This is a genomic window from Fundidesulfovibrio agrisoli (assembly GCF_022808715.1).
GTDB lineage: Bacteria > Desulfobacterota > Desulfovibrionia > Desulfovibrionales > Desulfovibrionaceae > Fundidesulfovibrio > Fundidesulfovibrio agrisoli.
The window spans coordinates 57,678-82,663 of record NZ_JAKZKX010000010.1 but is presented as its reverse complement, the minus strand read 5'-3'; the positions used below and the strand labels follow the sequence as shown (position 1 = coordinate 82,663).

Genomic DNA, 24,986 nt, shown 5'->3' with positions numbered 1-24,986 from the left:
AAATCGTCGGAAGAAGAAGACACCGCGGGAGCGGCAAAAAACGGGAGAAGGCTCGATAGGCGCCGATATGGCGGAGGGAGAGGGATTCGAACCCCCGGAGGGGTCTCCCCCTCAATGGTTTTCAAGACCACCGCCTTAAACCGCTCGGCCATCCCTCCGCGCCGTGGGCCAAGTGTCTACACGTCCTGGAGGTCCGGGGCAAGGGGAGGCTGCGGGCCGGTGAGCCCCATATCCAGGAACTCGCGCAACTGCGCCTGCGTGAGCGAGGTGAAGGTGAGCCCCATGCCCGGCGCGGCGCGCTTGCCGCCCCAGGGCACCCGCCAGACCACCCGGGACGGTATGGGCGTGCGGTCGCTGAGGTCGGGGAATATGAGCCAGAGCAGCGCGCCTTCCTCGGGCGGCGCGGGCGCGAACACCGAGCACCCGGCCAAGGCCATGCGCAGCGTAACGGACTTGCCGCACTTCTCTTCCAGGCTTGATCTTGCGGGGCAGATCATCACGGCCAGATTGAGGGGCACACCCTCCGCCAGATGGGCCGCCGCGGACCTCGCGCAGCCGCACTGGCTCACGATGAACTCCCGCAGGCCCGCCTTGCCGCGTATGGCCTCCCCGCAGGAGACCCCCGCGATCTCGCCGGTGGCCGGGTCAAGGCGCACGCGGACCACGGGGAACCGCTCCTCCAGGCGGAAGAGCTCGCGCTTGTCGTAGGTCCGGTCGCGCATCAGGGTGTGCATGTCCACCACGACGCCCTGGTAGGCAACGGTCTGGATGCGCTCCTTCACGCTGCGCGGCGAGTCCGCCACGTCCACCCGCAGGTCCGGCCCTTCGAGGGCGAGCAGATAGGCCCGCCTGGCGGGCCCCTCCTCGCAGACAAGCAACACCCGAATGCTCATGGGTCCTCTCCGGCTCGGGCCGGGCTTAAGCGCCTAAATGCCCAGGCGCTTGCCCTTCTGCTCGATGAGCTTCTTGGCCCGCACGGTCAGGGTGGTGATCTCGGGTTTGGTCACCTGGTCGTCCGCGCCCACGGACTGGCCCTTGTGGTAGAGCTTGTCGTTGATGAGCGAGGAGAACAGGATCACGGGGATGTCGCGCAGCACGGGGTCGTCCTTGATGCGCTTGCAGAGGTTGTGTCCGTCCATGGCCGGCATCTCGATGTCGGTGACCACCAGGTTCACCGCGTCCAGGATGTCCACGCCGCGCTCGGAGGCCATCTGCTTGATGGCGAGCAGGCGCTCCCAGGCCTTCTGCCCGTTGATGTCCTGCTCCACCTCGTAGCCGTCGCGCGCCAGGGTGCCGGCGATGAGCTTGCGGATGGAGGTGGAGTCGTCCACCACCAGGGCGCGGTAATGGAAATCCTCCGTCGCCTCCACGCGGGCGTCCGCATCGGGGTCTTCGCGCATGGCCAGGCTGGGGTTGAGGTCCCAGATGATCTTTTCCATGTCCAGCAGAAGCACGATGCGGTCCTCGAATTTGATGACGCCGGTGAAGCTGTTGGAAGAAAAGCTGGCCACGTAGCCGCTGGGCGGCTCCACCTGCTCCCAGCTCAGGCGGTGGATGCGCGTGACGCCCGAGACCAGGAAGGCGTTGGTGATGTTGTTGAACTCCGAGACGATGACCTTGGCGTTGTCCGTCTCCACCATGACCTTGCCCAGCCAGACCGACAGGTCGATGAGCGGTATGATGCGCGAGCGCAGGTTGAAGGTGCCCTCCACGGAGGGGTGGGGGGTGCTCGGCAGCTTGGTGACCTTGGGCTTGCGGATGATCTCCAGCACCTTGGCCACGTTCACGCCGAAATGGCTGCGGTAGGTCGCGCCGTCTTCGCCCGTTTCGTCGATATAGAACTCGACGATCTCAAGCTCGTTGGTGCCGGATTCGAGGAGGATGTTGGTCTGGCTCATGTCCTGCCCTGGAAAATGTGGTGCGAAATGAAGTCACACGGGCATAAACCGCTTCAGTTCAAGCCACATACCGGATGTGTTACAAACCTTCGCTTGTCAAGCCTTTCTTCCGGACCTGCACACTTTACACACGGCCCGTGCTGGATTACACCCCAGCAAGGGATCATGGACCGATCCGCCATTGGGGACCACTTTTGAATCTGCCCACTACCGCATACGTACTGCTCTGGTTTCCTCTCTCATCGGAAACCTTCATCTTCCGCGAAGTCAAGTCCCTGCGTCAGCAGGGTCTGCACGTGCTCGTCTACAGCCTGTACGGCAAGAAGCTCTCCAACCTCTCTCCCGAGATGCTGGACGCCTCCTACGGGGTGCGGCGCATGGGCCTCAAGGCCCTGCCGCTGATGGTGCGCGACATCCTCTACTGGAACAGGCGCATCCCCGGATGCTTCAAGGCCCTGGCCAAAGAGGTGCTGAACCGCAAGTGGAGCTGCCTGGAGGTCAAGGGCGAGGCCTGGTGGGCCTTTCTCGCCGGGTTCAGGCTGGCGCGCCTGCTGGAGCGCGACCAGGTGGGGCACATCCACTCCCCCTGGGCCAACGGCCCGGCCACGGCGGCCTGGGTGGCCTCGCGCCTGACCGGGATTCCTTTCTCCATGGCCGGCCGCGCGGGGGACATCTACCCCCCCGACGGCGCCCTGGCCGAAAAGATCCGCGACAGCGCCTTCGTGCGCGCCAACAACCTGGCCAACGTGGGCTACCTGGGCTCCTTCGCGCCCGGGCAGGAGCACAAGGTCAACCTGGTCTACAACAGCCTGACCCTGCGCGAGAACGGCGACTGCGACGCCGCCATGGCCGAGCCGCTCAAGCTGCTGGCCGTGGGCCGCTTCGCCCGCACCAAGGGCTTCGACGTGCTGCTCAAGGCCTGCGCCCTGCTCAAGAAGCAGGGGGTGCGCTTCAAGCTGACCCTGGTGGGCGCGGGCTTCCAGGGCCCCATCCTGCGCGCCCTGCGCCTGTTGCTGGGCCTCAAGGACTGCGTGGACATGCCCGGCTTCCTGCCGCACGACCAGCTGGCCTACCTTTTCAAGACCCACGACGTGTTCCTGGTGCCGAGCGTCGTGCACTCCAGCGGAGACCGCGACGGCATCCCCAACGTCATCATGGAGGCCCTGGCCTACCGCATGCCCGTGGTGGCCACGGACGTCTGCGGCATCCCCGAGGTGATCCGCGACGGCGAGACCGGCCTGATCGTGCCCCAGCGCGACCCGGCCGCCCTGGCCGCCGCCGTGCGCCGGATGGCCTCCGACAGGGGCCGCGCCGTCGAGATGGCGGCGAAAGGGCGCGAACTGGTGAAGACCATGTTCGACCCGCAGGCCAACGCCAAAGCGCTCTTCGAGCTTTTCGCCCGGCACCTCACCCCCCAGGACACGGAGAAACCCTAGCGCATGTGCGGCATAGCCGGTTTCGTTCTCACGGGCGGCGAGCCCCTGCCCCAGGACGCCACCCAGGTGCTGGAGGGCATGACCTCGCGCATGGCCCACCGCGGCCCGGACGGCTGGGGGCACATGCTGCGCGGCCCGGCGGCCCTGGGCCACCGCAGGCTCTCCATCATCGACCTCTCCAGCGGCGGCCAGCCCATGGAGCACCACTCGGGCCGCTGCGCCGTGACCTTCAACGGCGAGATCTACAACTACCGCGAGATCAAGGCCGAGCTAGAATCCAGGGGCCACGGCTTCCGCACCAGCTCCGACACGGAGATCATCCTGGCGGGCTGGCTGGAGTGGGGCCCCGACTGCCTGGACCGCTTCGAGGGCATGTTCGCCTTCGCCCTCTGGGACGACTCCACCCGCACCCTGTTCTGCGCCCGCGACCGCTTCGGCAAGAAGCCCTTCTTCTACACCGTGCAGAACGGCGTGTTCGCCTTCGCCTCGGAGCTCACCGCCCTGGCGCAGTACCCGGGCCTGAAGCTGACCGTGGCCTCCGAGACCCTGGCCCGCTTCCTGGCCTACGAATACGTGCCCACGCCGGAGAGCATCTACCGCGAGGTGCGCAAGCTGCCGCCCTCGCACTTCCTGCTGCTGCACGACGCGCAGGTGGTGGTGGAGCCCTACTGGCACCTGCCCGGCCCCGAACCCACCCACGCCACCGAGGAGGAGCTCTGCGAAGAGCTGCGCGAGCGCCTGACCCTGGCCGTGAAGCGCAGGCTCGTCTCGGACGTGCCCCTGGGCGTGTTCCTCTCCGGCGGCATCGACTCCTCCATCGTGGCCGGGCTCATGGCCCAGCTGGCCCCGCGCATCAAGACCTTCTCCATCGGCTTCAAGGAGGCCAGCTACGACGAGTCCTCCTATGCGCGCGTGGTGGCCAAACGCTGGGAGACGGACCACCACGAGCGCATCCTGGCCGCCGAGGACTGCGCCGACCTGCTGCCCGAGATCGTCACCCGTTTCGACGAGCCCATGGCCGACCCTTCCATCGCGCCCACCTACCTGCTCTCCAAGATCACGCGGGAGAAGGTCACCGTGGCCCTGGGCGGCGACGGCGCGGACGAACTTTTCTCAGGCTACGAGCACTTCATCGGGCTCAAGGCCTCGCGCTGGTACAACGCCCTGCCCGGCTTCCTGCGCCGGGGCGTGGTGGAGCCGCTGTGCGCCGTGCTGCCCGCCTCCGAGGGCTACGTGAACCTGCGCCTGGGAGCGGCAACCTTTTTGGCCGGGGCCACGAAGCCCGAGTGGCTGCGCATACAGACCTGGCTCACGGCCCTGCACCCCGCGCAGCAGCGCGCCCTCTGGCTGGACCAGGGCATGGGCGCGCTCAAGGGCGAGAACCTCTACGACTCCACCAGGCGCATCTTCGAGCGCGCACCCGGCTCCGTCATGGACAAGGCCGCGCACACCTACGCCAGGCAGTTCCTACTGGACTACATCCTGGTCAAGGTGGACCGCTGCACCATGATGCATTCCCTGGAGGCCCGCGCCCCCTTCCTGGATCGCGGCGTGGCCGAGTTCGCCTGCAGGCTGCCCTTCGATTTCAAGCTACGGGGGCTCAAGCGCAAATACATCCTGAAGAAGGCCCTGGCGGACGTGCTCCCCAGGGAGATCCTCACGCGCAACAAGCGCGGCTTCCTGATCCCGGTGGCCAAGTGGCTGCGCGGCAGGCTCCGCCCCCTGGTGGACGAGCTGCTGGGCGAGGCGCACCTGCGCGCCCAGGGCCTGTTCGAGCCAAAGGCCGTGCGCGCCCTGGTGGAGGAGCACGCCACGGGCCGCGCCGACCGCCGCAAGGAGCTGTGGACCCTGCTGGTGCTCCAGCTCTGGCTCAAGCACAACAACCCGAGCATCGGCTAGGCCGCGCCCAGGGAACGGACCGAACATGGCACGCATCCTCTACGGCGTTCACGGCTCCCAGCACGGGCACGCCATCCGCGCCCTGACCCTGGCCCGGCGCTTCCCCCAGCACGAGTTCCTCTTCGTCACCAGCGAGGAGGCCGCCGGCATCCTGCGGCGCGACTACCGCGTGGAGACCGCGCTCAACCCCGGCACCCGCTACAAGAACTACTCCCTGGACCTCTGGGAGACCATGAAGCTCGGCGTGAAGACCCTGGCGCGGCGCGAAAGCGAGCTGAAACGCCTGGGCCGCGTGATCGAAAGCTTCAAGCCCGACGCCTGCATCTCCGACTACGAATACTTCGTGCCCATCGCGGCCAAGCGCGCGGGCATCCGCTGCCTCTCCATCGACCACCAGCACGTCATCACGCTCTGCCAGCACCACCTGCCCCGCTCCGTCTGGTGGGACCTGCGCTCCACGTCCTTCTCCGTGGACAACCTCTTCTCCAACTCCACGGACCACCTGGTGATCTCCTTCTATCAGCCCCCGCTGAAGCCCGGGCCGCACCGGGCCATCTCGCCGCCCATCCACCGGGAGAAGGTCTTCGAGCACGCGCCGAGCATCGGCGAACACGTGCTGGTCTACCAGAGCTGCTCCATCTGCGACCGCTTCGTGCCCCTGCTCAAGACCCTGGGCCGCCCCGTGATCGTCTACGGCTACCACCGCGACGAGGTGGACGGCCCCCTGACCTTCAAGACCTTCAGCGAAGACGGCCTGCTCAAGGACATGGCCTCCGCCGCATACGTGATCTGCGGCGGCGGGCACACGCTCATGAGCGAGGCCCTCTACTACGGCAAGCCCATCATTTCCCTGCCGGTCAAGGGCGCGTTCGAGCAGTGGCTCAACGCCCATTACCTGCAGAAGCTCGGCTACGGCCTGCACCTGGACATGCACCACCTGGACGAGGCCGCCGTCTCCGGCTTCGAGGGCCAGGTGGAGCGCTGCCGGGAGCGCGTCGCGGCCGTGGACTTCAGGGGCAACGAGTACGCCTTCGGGCTCGTGGAAAGCTACATAGGCGGGAAGCGCCTCCCCGCCGTTGCCAAGGATTGACGATTGCGCTAGTTCGGGCAGGATGTGTAAAAAATAGGACAGTCACCTAAGCGATTACGGATACGCCATGAATGCGAAACGCCCCCTGACTCCCGGAAGCTATTACCGTCTCCCCTGGAACCTGGCCGACAACGCCATCACCTGGCTGGAGCCCACCACCAAGTGCAACCTCTATTGCGAGGGCTGCTACCGCGAGAACGACCCGGAGGGGCACAAGCCCCTGGCCGACGTCATCCGCGACCTTGAGCAGGTCCGCGCGCTGCGCCGCACGGACGGCATCTCCATCGCGGGCGGCGAGCCCCTGATCTACCCCGACATCGTTGAGTTGGTGCGCTACGTGGCCGCACAGGGCTGGAAGCCCATCATCAACTCCAACGGCCAGGCCCTGACGCCCGCCCTGGTGCGCGACCTGACCAAGGCCGGGCTGGTGGGCTTCACCATGCACGTGGACTCCCACCAGAAGCGTCCCGGCTGGATCGGCAAGACCGAGGCGGAACTATGCGAGCTGCGCCTGAAGCTGGCCAGGATGATCAAGGAGCACAGCGGCGGCAAGGTGGCCTGCGCCTTCAACGCCACCATCTACCGCGACACCCTGGACGACATCCCCATGCTCACCAACTGGGCCCAGGAGCACATGGACCTGGTGCAGACCATGGTCTACATCCTGTTCCGCTCCGCCAGAACCCAGTGGAACTTCGACGTGCACGTGGGCGGGCGCGAGGTGAAGCCCACCGAGCTGGTCTACCAGCTGGACCACATGGAGACCCACAAGGACATCGTGGCCCAGGAAGTGGCGGACAAGATCCGCGAAATCTGCCCCGAATTCGAGCCCTGCGCCTACCTGAACGGCACCGAGGACCCGCAGTCCATGAAGTGGCTGCTCACCCTGCGCGTTGGCGACAAGAACCGCATCCTGGGGCACCTCTCCCCCAAGTTCGCGGAGCTCGTCCAGAGCTTCCACCACCTGTTCTTCGGCACCTACCTGGCCTACGGGCGCCCCTGGCTGACCAACACGGCCCAGGCCATGTTCCCCCTGGCGCTGTTCGACAAGTCCATCCGCAAGATCTTCGGGCGCTGGCTCAAGGCCCCCTCCAAGTGGGCCGACTGCCTGCACATCCAGTCCATCATGATCATCCAGCCCTGCGACGTCTTCGACGACGGCCGCCAGAACATGTGCGACGGCTGCCCGGACGCCATCCACTACAAGGGCAAGATGGTCTGGAGCTGCCGCGTGGACGAATTGGAGAAGTTCGGCGGGTTCATCTCCTGCACGCCTCGCGGCGGATGCTGCGGCGGCGCGGCCCAGGCCGCCCCCGCCCAGGAGCAGGCCCCCGAGGGCGACACCCAGCCCGAAGCGGCCGAGGCCGAGGCACCCAAGGCCGCGCCGGCCCCGGCCGTGGCCGAGGAGCATCTGCCCACCCCCAAGGAGGAGGCCCTGCCCCAGGTGAAGCAGATGCCCCTGCCCGTGGTGCACGAGACGCCGCTGCCCGCCGTGTCAGAACCCGTTGCAGCGCCCGCCGCGAAGCCCGCTCCGGCGGCCAACCCCAAGGCAAAGCCCAAAGCTGAATCAGCAGCGAAGAAATCCAAGGCCTCCAAGGCCAAAAAATCCAAGTGATGCCGCAGGGGCGGGCCGACCGGCCCGCCCCTCTCCATCCCCATAAGACGCCAACCGCATGAGCCGTCCGCCCGCATCGTCGACTACCGGCGTCAAATCCCACGGCATATTGGGAAAATTCCTGCATCTGGCCTCCGCCCAGACCATCCGCGACCTGCTGCACACCGCCTTCTTCATCTACCTGGCCCGCGTGAACCAGAGCCACTACGGCGAGTTCCAGCTGGCCTTCAACACGGCCGTCATCGTGCTCTTCCTTGGCGAGTTCGGCCTGAACCAGCCCCTTGTCTCCTCGCTCTCCAAGAAGTTCGGGCACAAGGGCGACATCCTGGTGCAGTACACGCTCATCAAAGCCACTATCCTGGTCCTCGGGTGGCTGGGCGTCACGGCCTTCGTCATGCAGCAGCGCTACACCGGCGGCCTGACCAACCTCATCCAGGTCATCACGGCGGGCGTGGGCCTGGAGGCCCTGGCCAGCACCTTCTTCGTGGCCTGCCGCGTGCAGGGCCGGCAGGATCTGGAGGCCCGCATCCGCACCGTGGGCGCGGTCTGCGGCTACGGCTGGGCTTTGGGCACCCTGGCCCTTGGGTTCCAGCCCCACTGGATCGCCCTGTTCAAGATCATCGAGAACGGCATCAACCTGGTGGGCGGCGCCTGGATCGCCATCAACAAGACCGACATCCAGAGCCTGACCCTCAAGGGCAAGGCCCTGGCCCGCACCTGGGCCACGGCCAAGGGCGGGCTGGTGTTCGTGTTCATGGCCCTGTTCTCCATCCTCTACAACAAGGCCAACCTCTTCTTCCTGCAGCGCGTGGCAGGCCCCAACTTCGTGGCCCAGTACTCCGCCACCTGGGAGGTGGTGGACGCCATCCAGATCCCCATCTCAAGCCTCTTGATGAAAAGCGTGCTCTTCCCGCTGTTCGTTGGGCTCTGGCGGCACAACAAGGACGAATTCGACCGCCTCAAGGACAACTCGGTCAAGTGGCTGCTGGGGGCCTCCGTGCCGGTGATGTTCTTCCTGTTCATCGAGTCCGACAGGATCATCGGCCTGATCTACGGCCAGAGCTACACCCAGGCCATGTGGCTGCAGAAGTGGCTGGTGCCCTCGGTGATGTTCAGCTTCATCCACAACCTCGCCGCCTACCTGATGATGAGCCAGCACCGCCAGAACGCCCTGTTCTGGATCTACGGGGCCGGGCTGGCCCTGAACGTGGCCCTGTGCGCGCTGCTCATCCCGCACAACCCGCTGCTTGGCGCCGGGCTGGCCATCGTCATCACCAAGGGAGTGGTGGGGGCCTGCACGACGCTCTACTGCCAGCGCACCATGCAGCTCATCAAATGGCGGGCCGTGGCGCCCGTGGCCTTGACCACGGCCATCGGCGCGGCGCTCTATTTCGCCCTGCGCCCCCTGGGGATCAGGGAACTGGCCGAAGGCGCGGCGATTGCGCCGTTTGTCGTGCTGGGCTGGAAGTGGTGGAAGGAGATGCGGGGGCAGTTGCAGAAGGGTTGAAGAGACCTGTTAGACGATATTTCTTGGGGATGCTCCGCCTCCCCAAACCCCACCGGCAGGGGAGTGACTCCCCTGCACCCCCAATAGCTTCGCGCCGTCCGGCGGCAATTATCCCGACAGCCTGCCCCCCACTGGGCAGACAGGCTGCGAGTGTTTCATCACCACTGACACAGGCGGCCCCATACGCACGTAGGGAGGGCGATCCTGTCCCATTTGCGGGTCCAGGGGGCCACGCCCCCTGGCGGGGTGCGGGGCAGCGCCCCGCGTCTTCAAACACCTCCCCCGACCGAACAGAAAAAAGCCGGTGCGGGAACATCCCGCACCGGCCTTCATCGCATCGTAGCGTCGAGCGCCCGTCCGCTCAGCTCCTGAGCACCTTCACCACGCGCCCGCCCCAGGTCACTTTGTAGGATATCCCCCGCCAGGACATGGTGAACGTGGTCCAGGTGCGCAGGTAGCACCAGGAGGTCACCAGGAAGGTCGTGAAGAATCCCAGCATCCAGTGCCAGAGGGGCATGGGGCGCGGGCTGAAGTTCCTGAAGGCCATGCCCACAGCGGTGAACCCGCCAGCGTAGGCCAGGGCCGCGCCCAGCCACCACCACCCGGCGCAGCCCAGCAGCGCGCCCAGCACGCCGCCCAGCGCGGCCAGCGGCGGGAACAGGAACAGCCAGACCACCGCCAGCGCTCCGAGCCACATCTCCGGGGTGCAGAACTTGAGGTAGAGCAGCTGGCGGGTGAGCCAGTCCTCCCAGAGCTTCCACTTCACGGCCTTGAGCGGGGTGTCCAGGCAGGCGTCGGCCACGGGCCAGGTGCGGATGCGCTTCTTGGCCAGCAGGGGGCCCATGGAGAAGTCGTCCACGATGTTGTGCGCCCAGACCTTGGCCACGCCGTTTTCCTCGAAGGCCTCGCGGGTGATGGCCATGGCCCCGCCCCAGGGCTGGGTGATGGCCCGGATGGGCTGCAGGCAGTGCAGGGCCAGGCAGACGTTGAGCATGCCCAGGGTGGGGATGACCGTGTCGCGCGGGATGACGCGATGGAACCCGCCGGAGATCACGGCCCATTCATTGGCCAGCGGCTCCAGCAGCAGCGCGGCCAGGTCGGGCTTGGCCAGGTGCGAGGAGTCGCAGAAGATGTAGGCCTCGGGCCAGTCGCCCAGGTGGCGCACACCGGCCAGCAGGTTGTGGTTCTTCTGGCCGCTGGTGGTGGCGGGACCGCTGGTGAGCAGCACGGCGTCCTCGCGGCCCTCGATGAGCGCGCGGACCATGTCCGTGGCCGGGTCTTCCTCGTCGCGGGTGACGATGACGTAGCGGATGCCGGGGTATTCCTGTTTGAGCAGGCTGGCCAGGCCGTTTCGCACCGTGGGCGTATCCCCGGTGACGGGCACGATCATGGCGGCGCGCAGGGGCTTGGCCGGGGGCCTGTCCAGGGGCGGCTGGAGGCGCATGCCGCTCAGCACGTGTTTGCGGCCCGCGAAATAGAGCGCGAAAAGGACTGCGATTTCGGCCAGGGCCGAGAGAACGAAAAGGGTTTTCACTGCGTATGGTTCCTTGAAAAATCAGTTGGCGGGGGGGAATCCCGCCGGCCACTCCAGCCCGCCGGGGGCTGTGCGGCCTTTGGCGGTGCGCTTGGCCTGCATGGGCACCGAGGGGCCGTCCTTGAAGTAGAACGTGCCCGCGGCCGTGTCCGCGTTCTGAAGCGCGCCCTCGAAATAGTTGCCGCTGCCGTGCTGCGCGCGGATGCGGCCGTGGTCCACCATGCCCGCCAGGTGGTAGGTGTTGCGATCGCCGCTGCGGGTGAACACGTAGGCAACGCCGTAGAGGAAATTGCCGCGCTGCTCCAGGTGGCACTCCACGCGGTTGCCCATGAAGTCGGCCTCCCACAGCCCGGTCATGTCCGCCGAGGCGGCGGCGGGCAGGGCCAGGGCGAGGGCCAGCAGAACGGCGCAGGCCGTCGTTATAGGCTTCATATCATACTCCAGCGGGGGCTTCGCCCGCGCCTTATAAACGTTCGCAACTGGATTGAACAGCCCGCATATCGCTGCCCCAGCCCACAATCCCCGCCGGACAGGCGCGAAGCGGCATGGGAGTCCAGAGGGCCGAAGGCCCTTTGGCGGGAGAGTCCCGAGAGGGCGGAGCCCTCTTGGGCCGCCGGAGGCGCTCTACGTTCTCCGGCGCGATCAGGCATCAAGAGAGCCTCCGGCGGCCAAAGGGAGTTCCTCCCTTTGGAATCCCATATAATCACTCGCTGCTCATCCGGCGAGGCGCGTGAGCAGCTCCTCGTGCCGCCTGACCATGGCCTCCATGGAGTAGGTCTCCAGGGCCGCGGCCCGGGCCTGCGAGCCCATGGACGCGCGGCGTTCCTCGTCCGAGAGCAGCGCCGCGAGATTGGCCCCCAGGGCGTCGGCGTCGCGCGCGGGGCTGAGCAGGCCGGTGCGGCCCTGCTCCACCACTTCGGGGATGCCGCCCACGTTTGTGGCCGCGATGGGCAGGCCGGTGGCCATGCCCTCCAGCACCACGTTGGGCAACCCCTCCCGCAGGGAGGACAGAGCCAGTATCGTGGCCTGCCGATAGAAAGGACGCAAATCAGGCCCGCCCGGATACACCCGGATGTTGCGCGCGCAGCCCAGCTTGCGCGCCGCGTGCTCCACGCGCCCCTTGAGCGGCCCATCCCCCACCAGCCACAGCTCGGCCTCGGGCACGGCCTTCCAGGCCTTGTCGAAGGCCTGGAGCAGGGTCAGATGGTCCTTGTCTTCCACGAAGCGGGCCACGCAGAGCACAACCTTGCGCACCGGGGCGAAGCCGTCGGGGTCGGGGCTGAAGAAATCGGTGTCCACACCGTTCTGGATCACGGTCACCTGCTCGTCGCTGCGGCCCAGGGCCAGCAGGGCGTTCTTGAGGGCCTGCGTGTTGGTGATGTGATGGTGGGCGAAGCGGGCCAGGAAGCGCTCGTGCTGGCGGGTGATGTTGCCCCCGCCCCGGCAGGTGCCCAGCACCAGGGGCAGGCCGGAGAGCCTGCCCAGCACCCGCCCCCAGATGTTGGGCACGGCGGTGAGCGGCATGAGGATGTCCGGCTGCTCACGCTTAAGATGCTGATGCAGCTTGAGAATTGTTCCGGCGCTTATCGAACGCTTATCGTCAACCCAGGCCAGTGTGATGTCCGCCTCGCGGGCCTGGGCCTCGAAATCGCGCCCGGCGCTCATCATCCAGAATTCGGGGGCGAAGCGGGTGCGGTCGATGCGGCGGGCCAGCTCCAGGGCGTGGCGCTGCGTGCCGCCGAAGAGCAAATCCTGCAAGAGGAGGACGAGGCGTTTGGGCTGGGCCATGGGGTGCAACCTCGGTCGAGCTGGGGTCGAGCTGGGGGCGGACTGGGAGAAGGCGGAAACCGGGCCGGGGTCAGCCCCCGGCCCGGAGAGGAATCTCGGCCTAGTAGCCCATCAGGCCGCAGCAGCGGGTGCAGACGGGCATCAGCCCCTTGGTCTGCAGGCTGGAGCGGAACTTGCGGTACTTCTCGTTGTTCCAGATCTCGGTGATGGTCTGGTCCTTGACGTTGCCCACCACGTAGTCGTGGTAGTCGCGGCAGGGGGACATGTCGCCGTTGGAGTCGATCTCCACCGCCTGGTAGATCGAGATGCACTGGTTGTAGCCGTAGGTGGTGGAGTGGTCGGAGTAGTATTCGCGCAGGTTGTCCACCCCGGTGATGTTGGGGATGATGTTCACGGCGGGGCTGTCCCAGCTCTTGGAGCGGGCCAGCACTTCCTTGAGCTGCGCGTCCAGGGTGGCGTACTCCTTGATGGTCCAGTCGCCCACCCAGCCACGGTGCAGCTTGGGCGCGAAGCCGAAGCGCTGCATGAAGTCCACCTCGTGGGCGTCGGCGCTCTGCTCGTCGATCCACCAGGAGAGGTAGAACACGAAGAGGTCCACCTTGTCCTTGAAGGTCTCGTAGATGTCCACCAGACGGCCCACGTTGGCCTGGGAGATGGTGGTCAGCGAGGCGGTGAGCGGCAGCTTGCGGCCGGTGCGCTTCTTGGCCTCGTTCACGGCCTCCAGGGAATCGAGGATGTCCTGGAAGTTGTTGCCCCCGCCGGCCGAGGGGCGCGCGGCGTTGTGGGTGTCCGGGTCGGGGCCGTCGATGGACATCTGCAGCAGGAACATGGGCGCGGCCACCAGGCGCTCGGCGGCCTTGGCGATGCCCGTGGCGTTGGTGGCGATGGAGGTGGGCATGCGCAGCGCCGTGGCGTGCTCGATGATCTCCAGCCAGCCCTTGTACATGGTGGGCTCGCCGCCCCAGAGGTACACGGAGGGGAAGTGGCCGTGGGTGGCCAGGTCGCCCAGGAGCAGGTGGTAGCGCTCGGGCGTCACCTCGGACTTCTTGAGGTTCTTGAGGTCAGCGCAGTGCAGGAAGCCCTGGTCGCCCCATTGACCGCAGGTGTGGCAGCGCAGGTTGCAGATGTCCGTGATGCGCACGGAGACCTGCCGGATGGAGCGGGCGTAGCCCTCCTCCGCCTTGGGGTTGAGCCACTTGAAGAGCATCTTCTCCTTTTCGAGGGCCACCAGCCGGGATGCGATCCAGGGATGGCGGGAGACGCGGGCAAAATTCTTGAGAATGGTGCCGAGGGCGATGCTTGAACGCTTGGACATGGAACCTCGCAGGCCGAAAAGTCGGCGACGGCGCAGTGTAGGAATCGGGAGGGGTTTGTCAACCCAAAGAAGCGGGGTCTACTAACCGGGGAAGCCTTCCGGGTCAACCTTGACAGCGCGGACGGCCTGCCACACAACCCGGGGCATGAAAGCCCTCCTCTATCGCCGCTCCATTCCGCGCTATCTGCTCTCGGCATTTTTTTCCAAACTGCAGCGCAGGCGCTTCCATCATCTCGTCACCCCGCTCTCCCTGGCGGAGGTGCCCTTCGCCCCGGCGCGCCCAGGCTGGGCCACGGTCCGCGTGAGCCTCTGCGGCATCTGCGGCTCGGACCTGAACCTGCTCAAGGGCGCGGAGTCCATGCTGCTGGAGCCCTACGCCTCCCTGCCCATGGTCCTGGGCCACGAGATCGTGGGTGTGCTGGAGGACGCGCCCGAGGGCTCCGGCCTGAAGGCCGGGCAGCGCGTGGTCATCGAGCCCGTGCTGGACTGCGCCGTTCGCGAGCTGCCCCCCTGCCGCTTCTGCGCCCGTGGCGACTACAACCTCTGCGAAAATTTCCTGGACGGCGCGCTGCCCCCCGGCTCCACCCTGGGCTTCAACGCGGCGGCCTCGGGCGGCATGGCCGAGCGCACCGCCGCGCACCCCTCGAAAATTCTTCCCGTGCCGGACTGCCTCTCCGACGAGGAGGCCGTGCTGGTGGACTCCATGGCCTCCGTGGCCCAGCCCGTGCTTGAGAACTTCCCCGAGCCGGGCGATACCGCGCTGGTCTGGGGCGCGGGCGTGCTCGGGCAGCACGCGGTGCGCTGCCTGCGGGCCCTGGGCTTCGAGGGCCGCATCGTGGCCGTGGCCCGGCACGCCTTCCAGGCCGAACTGGCCAGGGAGGGCGGCGCGGACACCGTGCTGCGCTCGGCCTCCCGCCAGGAGCTGGCCAAGGCCCTGGGGGCGCGCTTCGTGCCCACCACCATGGGCGGGGGCAACATCGAGGGCGGCGCGGACGTGATCTTCGACTGCGTGGCCTCCCCGCGCACCGTGCAGGACGGCCTGCTGGCCCTGCGCGCCAGGGGGCGCTACGTGATGGTGGGCACCGCCGGGGCGCTTTCGGGCGTGGACGTCTCCAGCCTGTGGTTCCGCCAGCTCAAGGTCACGGGCACGATGGCGTATGCGACCGCCCTCTGGAACGGGGAGCGCGTGCGCACCTACCAGCTCTGCCTGGATCTGCTGGCCTCGGGCGGCTACCCCACGCGGGGCCTGCTCACCGGGCTCTTCAAGCTGGAGGACTGGAAACAGGCCTTCCAGTCCAGCTTCGACAAGAAGGGCAGCGGCTCCATGAAGGCGGCCTTCGATTTGCGCTGAGCCCCGCGTCCTCCCCATGCTCCCCCAAAAAGCGGAAGCCCCCGGACACTCACACGTCCGGGGGCTTCTTTTCGAATCGTGCGGATGTCCGCGAACTAGCCTTCGCAGCACTCGCGGGTCTGGTCGGAGTAGTAGGAGGCGTCCTGATCCTTGAGGCCGCGGCCCTTGGGATCGAAGATCTTGTAGTCGGCCTTGCCCATCTTCTGCAGCCGGAACTGCGAGGCGGTCTTCAGGCAGCCCATGCCGTAGATGCAGCTGCGGCGGAAGTTGATGGAGCTTGCCTCCTTGAAGTACTTGGTGGGGCAGCTCACTTCGCCGATCTTGAAGCCGAAGTAGATGGTCTGGGCCAGCATCTGGTTGTCGAACACGAAGTCGTCCGAGTTCTCCCACAGGGGCAGCTTCTCGAGCACCTCGCGGGAGAAGGCCCGGTACCCGGTGTGGTACTCGGAGCACTTGGCGCCCATGAGCATGTTCTGGCTGGCCGTGAGGAAGCGGTTGGCCACGTACTTCCACATGGGCATGCCGCCCTGCAGGGCGGAGCCGCCCAGGATGCGCGAGGCCAGCACAGCGTCGTACAGCCCGGAGGTGACCAGGTTGGCCATGGCCGGGATGATGAGCGGGGTGTACTGGTAGTCGGGGTGCACCATGATGACCACGTCCGCGCCCAGCTTGAGGGCTTCGGAGTAGCAGGTCTTCTGGTTGCGGCCGTAGCCCCAGTTGCGCTCGTGCAGGAAGCATTTGATGCCCAGGTTGCGGGCGTGTTCGATGGTGTTGTCGCGGCTGGCGTCGTCCACGAGGATGACGTCGTCCACGATGTCCTTGGGCACCTCGGCGTAGGTGCGTTCGAGGGTGGCGGCGGCGTTGTAGGCCGGCATCACCACCACCACTTTCTTGCCGTTCATCATCGGGGAATTCCTCCGAATGGTCTCGTCGAGGATAAATCGGGAACGCGGGATTAATCCCCAAAGGCCGCCCCCTGTCAACCCCAAATAACACCGGCCTTGTTTTCTCCGGCGTTTGCGGTTACAGACGGGCCGCTCTCATCATGACCAACACCACAGCAGCCCCCCCACGCGCCTGGCGCGACCCGTTGTTCCTGGCCATCATGGCCCTGGCCGCCTTCCTTATTTTCAAGGGCCTGGGCGACCGCCCACTCTGGCAGGACGAAGCGGAGACCGCCAATCTGGCCCGCAACGTCCTCAAGACCGGCGTGCCCTACGTCACCGACGGGGTGAACCTCGTCTCCCAGGAGGAGCGCCGCGAGTTCGACGCGGACATGGTCTGGCGCTGGTCCCCCTGGCTGCAGATCTACATGTCCGCGGCGGGCCAACTCATCGACAAGACCTCGGCCTACTGGGCCCGGTTCTTCTTCGCGCTCACCGGCCTGGCCTGCGTGGCGGGCACATACCTGCTCATCCTGCGCCGCTTCGGCGACAGGGCCTGGGCCCTGCTCTCCGCCGCGCTGCTCACCCTGCACGTGCCCTTCCTCCTGTTCGCGCGCCAGGGGCGCTACTATTCGGCGGGCGCGCTGCTCATGCTCATCCTGTTCTGGGGCTTCCTGGGCGACTGGCGGCGCAGGGCGCTGCCAGCGGCCGTCATCGGGCTGACCCTGGGCGTGCTCTTCCACGCCAACTACCTGCTGCTCATTTCGCTGGGCCCCCCGCTGGTGCTGGCCACCTACCTGCTCTACAGACCCGTGCCCTTCAAGAGGCTCGTGCTCATCGGCCTGTGGGCGTCCGCGCTCATCGTGCCGGGGGTGCTGCTCTACCGCTTGGGCCGCCAGTCCACGCTGTTCAACATCATGCTGGTGCCCGAGAACCTGGAGCTCTACTTCGCGGACTGGCTCATGTTCATGATCCCGCTGCCGGTGCTGGCGGTGCTGGCCTGGCGCTGGCGCGGCTTCTTCGCGGGGCGCGGCGGCCCCGAAGGCCAGCGGGAGCGCTTCTGCCTGTTCATGGTGCTGCTGATGATCGGCAGCTTCATGATCCTGGCTCTGTTCCCCCAGCGCTTCCACCGCTACATCGTGCACTTCTACCCTTCCTGCTCCATCATCCTGGCCTGGGCCGGGCTCAGGCTGTGGCGCTTCTCCCGCCCGTCCGCCGTGCTGTTCCTGGTGCTGGTGGGCCTGACCAACTGGCTGCACCTGATCCCCATGGAGCGCCTGGGCATCGTCAACCGGCCCTGGCAGAACGACTTCAGGATGCTCACCAGCGTGAACATCCCCATCAAGCTCCATCTGACCGAACTCACGCGGGGCTACCCGGACGTGAACACCGCGCTGATCCGCTTCTTCAACAAGAACGCCAAGCCCGGCCAGACCATCCTGGCGGAGTACGGCGACATGGTGCTGCAGTTCCACACCCCCTTCCGCGTTCTCGGCGGCCTGCAGGGCCCCATCGCCCCGGATGAGAGACCCGACTGGGTGAGCATGCGCCGCGACGTGCGCGTGAACCGCGACGGTCTGGTCTTCGCCCCGCGCGTTTTCATTCTGGAGCAGTTGAACCTGGAGCGGGACTACGAGCGCGTCCCCATGACCCAGCCCGACGAGACCTTCGGCAACCGCGCGGACCCCTACTTCCATTATTTCGTGCCCGCCGGGCCGCCCCAGGCGACGCTTGAGGTCTACAGGCGCAAGGAGGCCCCCCGTGCGGATTGACGCGACCCGCGTGGTGAAGCTGGGGCTGTTCCTGTGCCTGGCGCTCACCTTCTACAAGGGCTTCATGAAGCTGCCCGAGGTCTACCCCGTGCTGGACCCCGAGCGCTTCTACCGGGGCCTGATCAACGACGGGGAGAACTCCCTCGTCATGAAGGAGCGCCACTTCGACTTCAATTACCAGACCGGGCTGGCCGTCGCCATGCGCCTCAGGGAGATGCGCGAGCGCGGCGAGACCCCGCCCGACACGGCGCTGGTCACACGCGAGCGCGCGGAGCTGGCCCTGGGCAAATGCCTGGCCAAGGACGCCCGCAACGCCGACTACGTGCTGCTGGCGCAGGAGAAGCTGGACCGGGCCAGGCGCCTCAAGGCCGAAGGCTGGTCCCTGGGCTGGAGCCTCGGCGGGGCGGACTTCCCCCGCTTCGACGACCTGGGCGCGGAGGCGGGCAGGCCGTGAAGAAAATCATCCTGGCGCTCCTGACCGTGCTCGCGCTGGCCATAGGCTCGTTCGCCTTCTTCAACGCCTGGGTCTACCCGCCCATGGGGCTCACGGACCTCGGCAAGGACCAGTACCGCACCGCCTGGGAGCGCGCCGCCAAGGGTTTCTGCGAGTCCAGCGGGCTTACGTTCCAGGGCGACACCTTCATCAAGTACCGCCCCGTGGAGACCGGTGACGAGGCCTACTGCTGGGGCACGGCCCTGTGCCGCACCGCCGACGGGCGCGAGCGACTGGCCTGGATCTACCTGGAGTGGTCCGCCAAGCGCAAACTGTGGACCCGCAGCTACACCCTGGTGCTGGCCGACGATGACGACGAGGCCTATTATACCCCGGCCTTCCCGAAACAACTGGGGCGAGCGGCCACCGCCCTGTCCAAGATCATGGGCGAAAACGCCCGCCACGTCCGGGAATATATGGGGCGTACGACCCCCTGACCCGCAAGAGGTTGCGCGCGCCGGGTATTTGGGGTAGAGCCCCGTTCCTAAAATGGCCGCAAAGCGCCGTCTTGCCAGCCCGGCAAATCCATTCGCGAGGAACACCTGCCGATGAAATTGCATGAACGCTGCCAGAAAGTTTCCGGCATCACCCGCCACCTCAGGGAAGCGGGCATCTACCCTTACTTCCGCCCCATCGAACGCTCCTGGGGCACCGAGGTGGAGGTGGCCGGCAAACGCCTGGTGATGATCGGCTCCAACGACTATCTCGGCCTGTCCCATGACGCCCGCGTGAAGGAAGCCGCGGCCCAGGCCCTCTACCGCATGGGCACCGGCCCCGGCGGCTCGCGCTTCCTCTCCGGCAACATGGTGCTGCACCAGCAGTTGGAGGAGCGCCTGGCCGCCTTCGTGGGCAAGAAGCGCGCCGTGCTTCACGTCACGGGCTTCTCCACCAATCTGGGCGCCCTGGGCTGCCTGCTCACCCCCGGCGACTACGTGCTCTGCGACCGCGAGAACCACGCCTCCATCTTCGCCGGCACCACCAGCACCCGGAAGCTTGGCACCTTCGCCCACAACGACGCCGCCTCGGCCGCCAAGAAGATCGCCAACGAGCTGGGCAAATCCGATTTCGACGGCCAGGTGCTGCTCATCACCGAGGGCATCTTCTCCATGTCCGGCGACGTGGCCTGCATGGACGAGCTGGCCGCCCTGAAGGACCAGTTCCCCGACATCCTGATCTACCTGGACGACGCCCACGGCCTGGGCGTGCTGGGCGAGAACGGGCGCGGCACCGCCAACCATTTCGGCATCACCGACCGCGCCGACTTCATCATGGGCACGTTCTCCAAGGCTTTCGCCTCCATCGGCGGCTTCATCGCCTCGGACCACGACGACGTGCTCGAGTACATCCAGCATCAGTCCCGCACGCAGATATTCTCCGCCGCGCTGCCCGCCGCCTCCACCGTGGCGGCCATGACCTGCATCGACATCATGGAGAAGGAGCCGGAGCGCGTTGAGCGCCTGCGCGCCGTGACGAGCAAGATGCGCAACGCCTACCGCGAGATGGGCCTGCGCATCACGGACTCCATCTCCCCGATCATCCCGATCACCATCGGCACGGACGAGAAGGCCTTCATGTTCGCCCGCGAGCTGTTCGAGCGCGGCATCTTCGCCCTGCCCGCCATCTACCCGGCGGTGCCCCGCGGCGAGGCCCTGATCCGCACCGCGTGCATGTCCACCCACCAGGACCGCCAGCTCGACTACGTGCTGGAGGTCATGGACGACATGGCCAAGAAATACCGCATCCGCGTGCAGGACCAGGACGAAGAGGTCCAGGGCGAGGACGAGTCCGCCGGAGCGTCCAACATCGCCGGGGCGCGCTCCAGCCAGTCCCTGTTGTAACCGGAGCCCGGTGAAACGGGTCCAATAAGGGACGGGCGCCCAGCCCGCCCACAAGAGAGCATGGCCAACAAGACACTGCAAAGCCTGAGGGCAGAAGGTTTCCTCCCCAAGGACAGGGGCACCCGCCTTCTGCGCTTCAGCGACCTGCTGCGCATCAGCTTCCGCGAGGTGGTGCGCAAACGCCGCCGCTATATCGGCGTCATGGCGGCCATCGCCCTGGGCACGGCCGGGCTCATCACCATCGTGACCATGGGCCGCGACCTCAAGGCCAACCTCAACAACGACCTCGACCTCCTGGGCGGCGCAACCATCATCGCCGCCCACTTCGACCTCCAGATGGGCGACCGGCAGGAGTGGTTCCGCACAGGCACCATCGACGCCATCGAGAAGATCCCCGGGGTCAAGGAAGTCACCAAGAGCCGCTTCCGCTCGGCGGCCACCACCACCTTCCAGGAGAAGGTCTACGGCTTCAACCTCCTGGGCGTGGACACCAACTACTGGTCGCTGTTCTCCTTCACGCCGCGCTACGGCAGGCTGTTCAACGACGCCGACATAAGCGAGGGCCGCAAGGTCTGCGTGCTCGGGCAGGATCTGGCCAAGATGATCTTCGGCTCCCCCGAGGGCGCCGTGGGCCAGATGCTCAACCTGGACAACAACCTTTACACCGTGGTGGGCATCATCGGCGGCGTGCGCGCGGCCGACAAGACCCTCATGGCCTTCCTGCCCATCACCACGGCCCAGGCCCGCGTGCCCAACATCTCGGAGCTTTCGAGCCTCTACGTGCGCTGCAACACCTGGGACGACGTGGCCCCCGTGGCCGCCGCCCTGGAGAAGACCATCACCACCTACCAGCCCAGCAAGGGCCTGCGCATCCAGGTGGGCTGGGAGCCGCTCAAGCAGGTGCAGCGCGTGTTCTGGTGGGTCAGCCTGTTCATCTACGCCTCCATCGGGGCCACGCTGGTCCTGGGCGGCTTCGGCATCTGGAACATCATGATGGCCGCGGTCACCGCGCGCACCCGCGAGATCGGCCTGAAGAAGGCCATGGGCGCCGAGGATTCCGACATCCTCTGGCAGTTCCTGTTCGAGGCCCTGTGCGTCACGTTCTCCTCGGCCCTTCTGGGCGTGGCCCTGGGCATGGTGGGCGTGCAGTACATGTGCCGCTCCCTGGGCACGCAGCCGCCCGAGGGCCTGTTCGCGATCTGCCTGCTGGCGGGCCTGATCTTCGCGGCTGTCCTGGGCGTGGGCTCGGGCCTGTATCCCTCCATCCGGGCCAGCCGGATGCAGGTTGTGGACGCCATGCGCTATGAATAACGGACATTCCGACCGCGTCATCGACATCCGCCACCTGAGCAAGACCTACGCGTCGGGCTCGGAGCAGATCAAGGTACTCAAGGACATCAACCTCGAGGTGAACCGGGGCGAGATGCTCGCCATCATGGGCCCCTCGGGTTCGGGCAAGTCCACCATGCTGTTCATCCTGGGCATCTTCCAGCCGCCCACCTCGGGCAGCTACACCATCGCCGGGGTGGACGTGCTCAACCTGAACCGCGACGCCCAGGCGGTCTTTCGCCGCGAGAAGATGGGCTTCGTGTTCCAGAGCTGCGATTTGCTCGAAAATTCCACGGTCTACGAGAATTTGGAGTTGCCCCTGATCTATACCGGGGTTAAACGCCACGAGAGGGAACACAAAATCATGGAGGCCCTGCAAAGGGTCAACCTGGAACACCGCGTGCGCCAGCCCTCCAACCGCCTCTCCGGCGGCGAGCGGCAGCGCGTGTCCATCGCGCGGGCCCTGGTCAACGAGCCCGAGTTCATTCTGGCCGACGAACCCACCGGCCAGTTGGACAAGGACAACTCCGAGCGCGTGATGGATTATTTCGTGAAGATCACCGAAGAGGCGCGCGTGGCCATGGTCATCGTCACCCACGATGCCGCCACCGCTGAACGCTGCACGCGCAAATGCCTGCTCTCCGACGGCGTGCTCAAGCCCTACTGACGGGAAACACATGACGCATCGCACCACTGCCTCCACTGCGGCCCGCCCCATGTGGCGCATTCTCGCCCTGTGCCTGTGCTTCGCGCTCGCGCCCCTGGGCCAGGCCCTGGCGGCGCCCAAGGCCTCCTCCGGCAAGCCCCAGCAGTACGAATCCCTGCCGGATTCGCCCCCCGCCGGGGCGGACAGGCCCGCGCAGCCCCTGGCGCAGCCGGGCAAGGATACGTCCGCCTCCAAGGATGCGACCGCCTCCAAGGAGGCCCCGCTCTCCAAGGAGATGCCCGCCGACAAGGCCACCGCCACCACCGCCGGCCCCATCCCGGCCGGGGCGGTGCTCGCGGGCGACGCCGTGCACGGGTCCACCAGCATCAAGAGCCCTGCCGACTTCAACGAGTGCGTGCGCGTGGCCCTGGTGCAGTCGCCCATGCTGGTCAAATCCGCCCTGGAGATCGAGTCCCGGCGGCTGGACGTGCAGGACGCCTGGTCCACCTTCATCCCCACGGTGAGCATCAACACGACCTACTGGTTCAAGCTCCCGCCGCAGACCGACAGCTCCACCAACTCCAAGCCCTACACCATCGGCTTCTCCACCGGCCAGTGGAACCCCGTCCTCTCCGGATTCGAGGTCCACGCCCGCAACGAGATGACCAACATGGCCATCCTGTCCCACCTCAAGGTCATCGGCGAGGGCATCCGCCGCCTGGCCATGGACTTCCTGCAGCTCCAGGCCATGGCCGAGCAGCGCGAAGTCATCCGCAAGAAGCAGGATTTGGCCACCATGAACCTGAACTTCTTCAAGACCAGGCAGAGCATGGGCCAGGCCACGCAGCTCGATCTGCGCATCGCCGAGACCCGCGTCCAGATGACCAAGGCCGAAGAGGACAAGCTCTTCACCTCCCGCCAGATGGTGCTCGACGACATCAAGTTCATCCTGGGCGTGCCCTTCAGCCAGAAGCTCGAACTCAAGCCCGAGAACGCCAAGCAGCAGATCCTGGGCAAGTTCGCCCCTGCCGACGTGACGGACGACAAGGTCCGCGCCGCCAGCTTCGACCTGCGCATGGCCGAGTACGAGAAGCGCCTGCAGAAGAAAAACATCGGGCTCTCCTACGTGAAGATGATGCCCAGCTTCGGCTTCACCTTCCAGACGCAGGACGCCCTCTCCAGCGAACAGCGCAAGCTGGAGAAAGGCATCCCCTTCTACCCCGGCCTGAACATCTCCATGCCCCTGGACTATTGGACCAAGGGCCGCGACGTTGCCCGCCAGTACAAGAAGCTCGATCAGGTTCAGGCCACCACCCGCGCCAAGGATTTCGAGCTCATGGTCACCGTGCAGAAGGCCCTCTCAGAGTATATGGGCGCCAACAGCGACCTGACCCTGGCCACGGCCAAGTCCGACCTGGCCAAACTCCAGGACGAGCAGACCGAATACCGCCACAAGACCGGGCAGATCGACTTCGACCGCTTCATGACCGACCGCCTCGCCTATTACGACGACTACCAGAAGATGATCCTGGTCAAGACCCAGCGCGACATCGCCCTGCTGACGCTCAAGCACCTCTCCGGCGACCTGCAGTCGCAGTACGTCGACGTGACCTCCTGGGAGAAATAGATGAACAAGCGACTGACCGCCCTCGCCCTGGCCCTTATGCTCGCGGGCGGCGAAGCCCTGGCCCAGGCCCCCCAGAACGCGGGGCAGCCCCAGGCCCCCGCTCAGACCATGGCCAAGCCCGATCCGTCCCCGGCGGCGCAGGAGATCATCTTCTCCGGCAAGCTCTACAGCCCGGTCAAGCTCACGGTGACCCTGCCCTACACCTCCAAGATAATGACCATGAACGCCAGCATCGGCCAGAAGGTCAAGAAGGACGAGGTGCTGCTGACCTTCGACACCCCGCTGGACACCCGCATGGCCGAGAAGCGCGCCCTGTCCCTGGCCACCGTCAAGGACCTGGAGCACCAGCTCGCCACCACCGGCAAGGATATCGACCGGTTGCGCGTGCGCCGCAAGGAACTGGAGGTCATGGAGAAGCAGAACATGGCCACCTCCCAGGCCCTGGCGCAGAACGCCCAGGACATCGAAGTGGCCGAAAAGCAGCGCGTGGCCTTGCAGGAAAAGCTCAACCTCGAGCGCGACATGGCCCAGCAGCGCCTGGAGCAGGCCCGCGAACGCTTCGGCCCCAAGGCCAACTACGGCCAGCTTCCGCCCGAGGGCATCGTCAAGGCCCCCATCGACGGCTACATCCTCTGGATCAACCCCGAGCTGCGCGCGGGCGTGAAGCTCAGCCGCGACGCCGAGGTGTTCCAGGTGGGCACGCTGGACCCCATCCTCATCCGGGCCCAGGTGCACGAGATTGAGGCCCTGCGCCTCAAGCTGGGCGACCAGGCCAAGGTGACCTTCGACTCCCTGCCCGGCAAGGAGTTCACCGCCACCGTGAGCCGCATCCCCTGGGCTCCGCTGCCCAGCTCGCTCCAGCAGCCGTCCTACTATGAGATCGAGCTGACCCTGCCCAACGCGGATTACACGCTCAAGGAAGGCCTCAAGGGCCTTGTGACCATCATACCGAAAAAATAATCCA

21 protein-coding genes and 1 tRNA gene are annotated in these 24,986 nt (G+C 66.5%); 14 read left to right on the top strand and 8 right to left on the bottom strand.

Annotated elements, in window-relative coordinates:
* Window positions 1-68: 68 nt before the first annotated feature.
* The 3 genes from MLE27_RS09420 to MLE27_RS09410 form a co-directional block, all read right to left on the bottom strand.
* Window positions 69-158, bottom strand: a tRNA-Ser gene (locus MLE27_RS09420).
* An 18-nt stretch (window positions 159-176) separates the two neighbouring features.
* Window positions 177-893 carry a hypothetical protein gene (locus tag MLE27_RS09415; protein WP_243311813.1) on the bottom strand — a complete coding sequence of 239 codons (717 nt, stop codon included), beginning with the start codon at window positions 891-893 and terminating at the stop codon, window positions 177-179.
* Window positions 894-926: 33 nt separating this feature from the next.
* A complete protein-coding gene (locus tag MLE27_RS09410; RefSeq protein ID WP_243311812.1) occupies window positions 927-1,898 on the bottom strand; it encodes a chemotaxis protein in 972 nt (323 codons plus the stop codon).
* A 194-nt stretch (window positions 1,899-2,092) separates the two neighbouring features.
* Here MLE27_RS09410 and MLE27_RS09405 point away from each other — a divergent pair, with 194 nt between their 5' ends.
* The 5 genes from MLE27_RS09405 to MLE27_RS09385 all read left to right on the top strand — a co-directional run bounded on the left by MLE27_RS09405 (window position 2,093) and on the right by MLE27_RS09385 (window position 9,445).
* Window positions 2,093-3,334: a glycosyltransferase family 4 protein gene (locus MLE27_RS09405; protein WP_243311811.1), complete on the top strand. Its 1,242-nt coding sequence runs from the start codon at window positions 2,093-2,095 to the stop codon at window positions 3,332-3,334.
* Between the two features lie 3 nt (window positions 3,335-3,337).
* Window positions 3,338-5,233, top strand: a complete 1,896-nt coding sequence (gene asnB, locus MLE27_RS09400; protein WP_243311810.1) for an asparagine synthase (glutamine-hydrolyzing) — start codon at window positions 3,338-3,340, stop codon at window positions 5,231-5,233.
* Window positions 5,234-5,258: 25 nt separating this feature from the next.
* Window positions 5,259-6,323 carry a glycosyltransferase family protein gene (locus MLE27_RS09395; RefSeq protein WP_243311809.1) on the top strand — a complete coding sequence of 355 codons (1,065 nt, stop codon included), beginning with the start codon at window positions 5,259-5,261 and terminating at the stop codon, window positions 6,321-6,323.
* Window positions 6,324-6,390: 67 nt separating this feature from the next.
* Window positions 6,391-7,938, top strand: a complete 1,548-nt coding sequence (locus tag MLE27_RS09390; protein ID WP_243311808.1) for a radical SAM protein — start codon at window positions 6,391-6,393, stop codon at window positions 7,936-7,938.
* A 58-nt stretch (window positions 7,939-7,996) separates the two neighbouring features.
* On the top strand, window positions 7,997-9,445 hold the full coding sequence (locus MLE27_RS09385) for an oligosaccharide flippase family protein (protein WP_243311807.1): 1,449 nt from the start codon (window positions 7,997-7,999) through the stop codon (window positions 9,443-9,445).
* Between the two features lie 361 nt (window positions 9,446-9,806).
* Here the strand turns inward: MLE27_RS09385 and MLE27_RS09380 are convergent, their stop codons facing one another.
* From MLE27_RS09380 to MLE27_RS09365, 4 genes are all read right to left on the bottom strand, one after another.
* Complete coding sequence (locus MLE27_RS09380) at window positions 9,807-10,979, bottom strand: glycosyltransferase (RefSeq protein WP_243311806.1); 1,173 nt, start codon at window positions 10,977-10,979, stop codon at window positions 9,807-9,809.
* A 21-nt stretch (window positions 10,980-11,000) separates the two neighbouring features.
* Window positions 11,001-11,411, bottom strand: a complete 411-nt coding sequence (locus MLE27_RS09375; protein WP_243311805.1) for a hypothetical protein — start codon at window positions 11,409-11,411, stop codon at window positions 11,001-11,003.
* 282 nt (window positions 11,412-11,693) lie between these two features.
* Window positions 11,694-12,767 (bottom strand): glycosyltransferase, encoded by a 1,074-nt coding sequence (locus MLE27_RS09370; RefSeq protein ID WP_243311804.1) that lies wholly within the window; start codon window positions 12,765-12,767, stop codon window positions 11,694-11,696.
* Window positions 12,768-12,867: 100 nt separating this feature from the next.
* A complete protein-coding gene (locus tag MLE27_RS09365) occupies window positions 12,868-14,082 on the bottom strand; it encodes a radical SAM/SPASM domain-containing protein (RefSeq protein ID WP_243311803.1) in 1,215 nt (404 codons plus the stop codon).
* 145 nt (window positions 14,083-14,227) lie between these two features.
* Between MLE27_RS09365 and MLE27_RS09360 the strand changes: the two genes are divergently transcribed.
* Window positions 14,228-15,433, top strand: a complete 1,206-nt coding sequence (locus MLE27_RS09360) for a zinc-dependent alcohol dehydrogenase (RefSeq protein ID WP_243311802.1) — start codon at window positions 14,228-14,230, stop codon at window positions 15,431-15,433.
* A gap of 95 nt (window positions 15,434-15,528) precedes the next feature.
* Here the strand turns inward: MLE27_RS09360 and MLE27_RS09355 are convergent, their stop codons facing one another.
* The gene (locus MLE27_RS09355) at window positions 15,529-16,338 is read right to left on the bottom strand and encodes a glycosyltransferase family 2 protein (protein WP_341482520.1); all 810 of its coding nucleotides are present in this window, start codon (window positions 16,336-16,338) and stop codon (window positions 15,529-15,531) included.
* A 140-nt stretch (window positions 16,339-16,478) separates the two neighbouring features.
* On the opposite strand from MLE27_RS09355, the gene MLE27_RS09350 reads away from it, so the two are divergent.
* The 8 genes from MLE27_RS09350 to MLE27_RS09315 all read left to right on the top strand — a co-directional run bounded on the left by MLE27_RS09350 (window position 16,479) and on the right by MLE27_RS09315 (window position 24,982).
* Window positions 16,479-18,089 carry an ArnT family glycosyltransferase gene (locus MLE27_RS09350; protein WP_243311800.1) on the top strand — a complete coding sequence of 537 codons (1,611 nt, stop codon included), beginning with the start codon at window positions 16,479-16,481 and terminating at the stop codon, window positions 18,087-18,089.
* On the top strand, window positions 18,079-18,543 hold the full coding sequence (locus tag MLE27_RS09345; protein ID WP_243311799.1) for a hypothetical protein: 465 nt from the start codon (window positions 18,079-18,081) through the stop codon (window positions 18,541-18,543). The genes MLE27_RS09350 and MLE27_RS09345 overlap by 11 nt, the downstream gene beginning before the upstream one ends.
* Window positions 18,540-19,019, top strand: a complete 480-nt coding sequence (locus MLE27_RS09340) for a hypothetical protein (RefSeq protein ID WP_243311798.1) — start codon at window positions 18,540-18,542, stop codon at window positions 19,017-19,019. Before MLE27_RS09345 ends, MLE27_RS09340 begins: the two co-directional genes overlap by 4 nt.
* Before the next feature lie 111 nt (window positions 19,020-19,130).
* Window positions 19,131-20,420: an aminotransferase class I/II-fold pyridoxal phosphate-dependent enzyme gene (locus MLE27_RS09335; RefSeq protein ID WP_243311797.1), complete on the top strand. Its 1,290-nt coding sequence runs from the start codon at window positions 19,131-19,133 to the stop codon at window positions 20,418-20,420.
* 60 nt (window positions 20,421-20,480) lie between these two features.
* Window positions 20,481-21,731 (top strand): ABC transporter permease, encoded by a 1,251-nt coding sequence (locus MLE27_RS09330; RefSeq protein ID WP_243311796.1) that lies wholly within the window; start codon window positions 20,481-20,483, stop codon window positions 21,729-21,731.
* Complete coding sequence (locus MLE27_RS09325) at window positions 21,724-22,416, top strand: ABC transporter ATP-binding protein (RefSeq protein WP_243311795.1); 693 nt, start codon at window positions 21,724-21,726, stop codon at window positions 22,414-22,416. The genes MLE27_RS09330 and MLE27_RS09325 overlap by 8 nt, the downstream gene beginning before the upstream one ends.
* A 10-nt stretch (window positions 22,417-22,426) precedes the next feature.
* Window positions 22,427-24,022, top strand: coding sequence for a TolC family protein (locus tag MLE27_RS09320; protein WP_243311794.1), 1,596 nt, complete (start codon window positions 22,427-22,429; stop codon window positions 24,020-24,022).
* On the top strand, window positions 24,023-24,982 hold the full coding sequence (locus MLE27_RS09315) for an efflux RND transporter periplasmic adaptor subunit (RefSeq protein WP_243311793.1): 960 nt from the start codon (window positions 24,023-24,025) through the stop codon (window positions 24,980-24,982). It begins immediately after the preceding gene.
* Window positions 24,983-24,986: the final 4 nt, after the last annotated feature.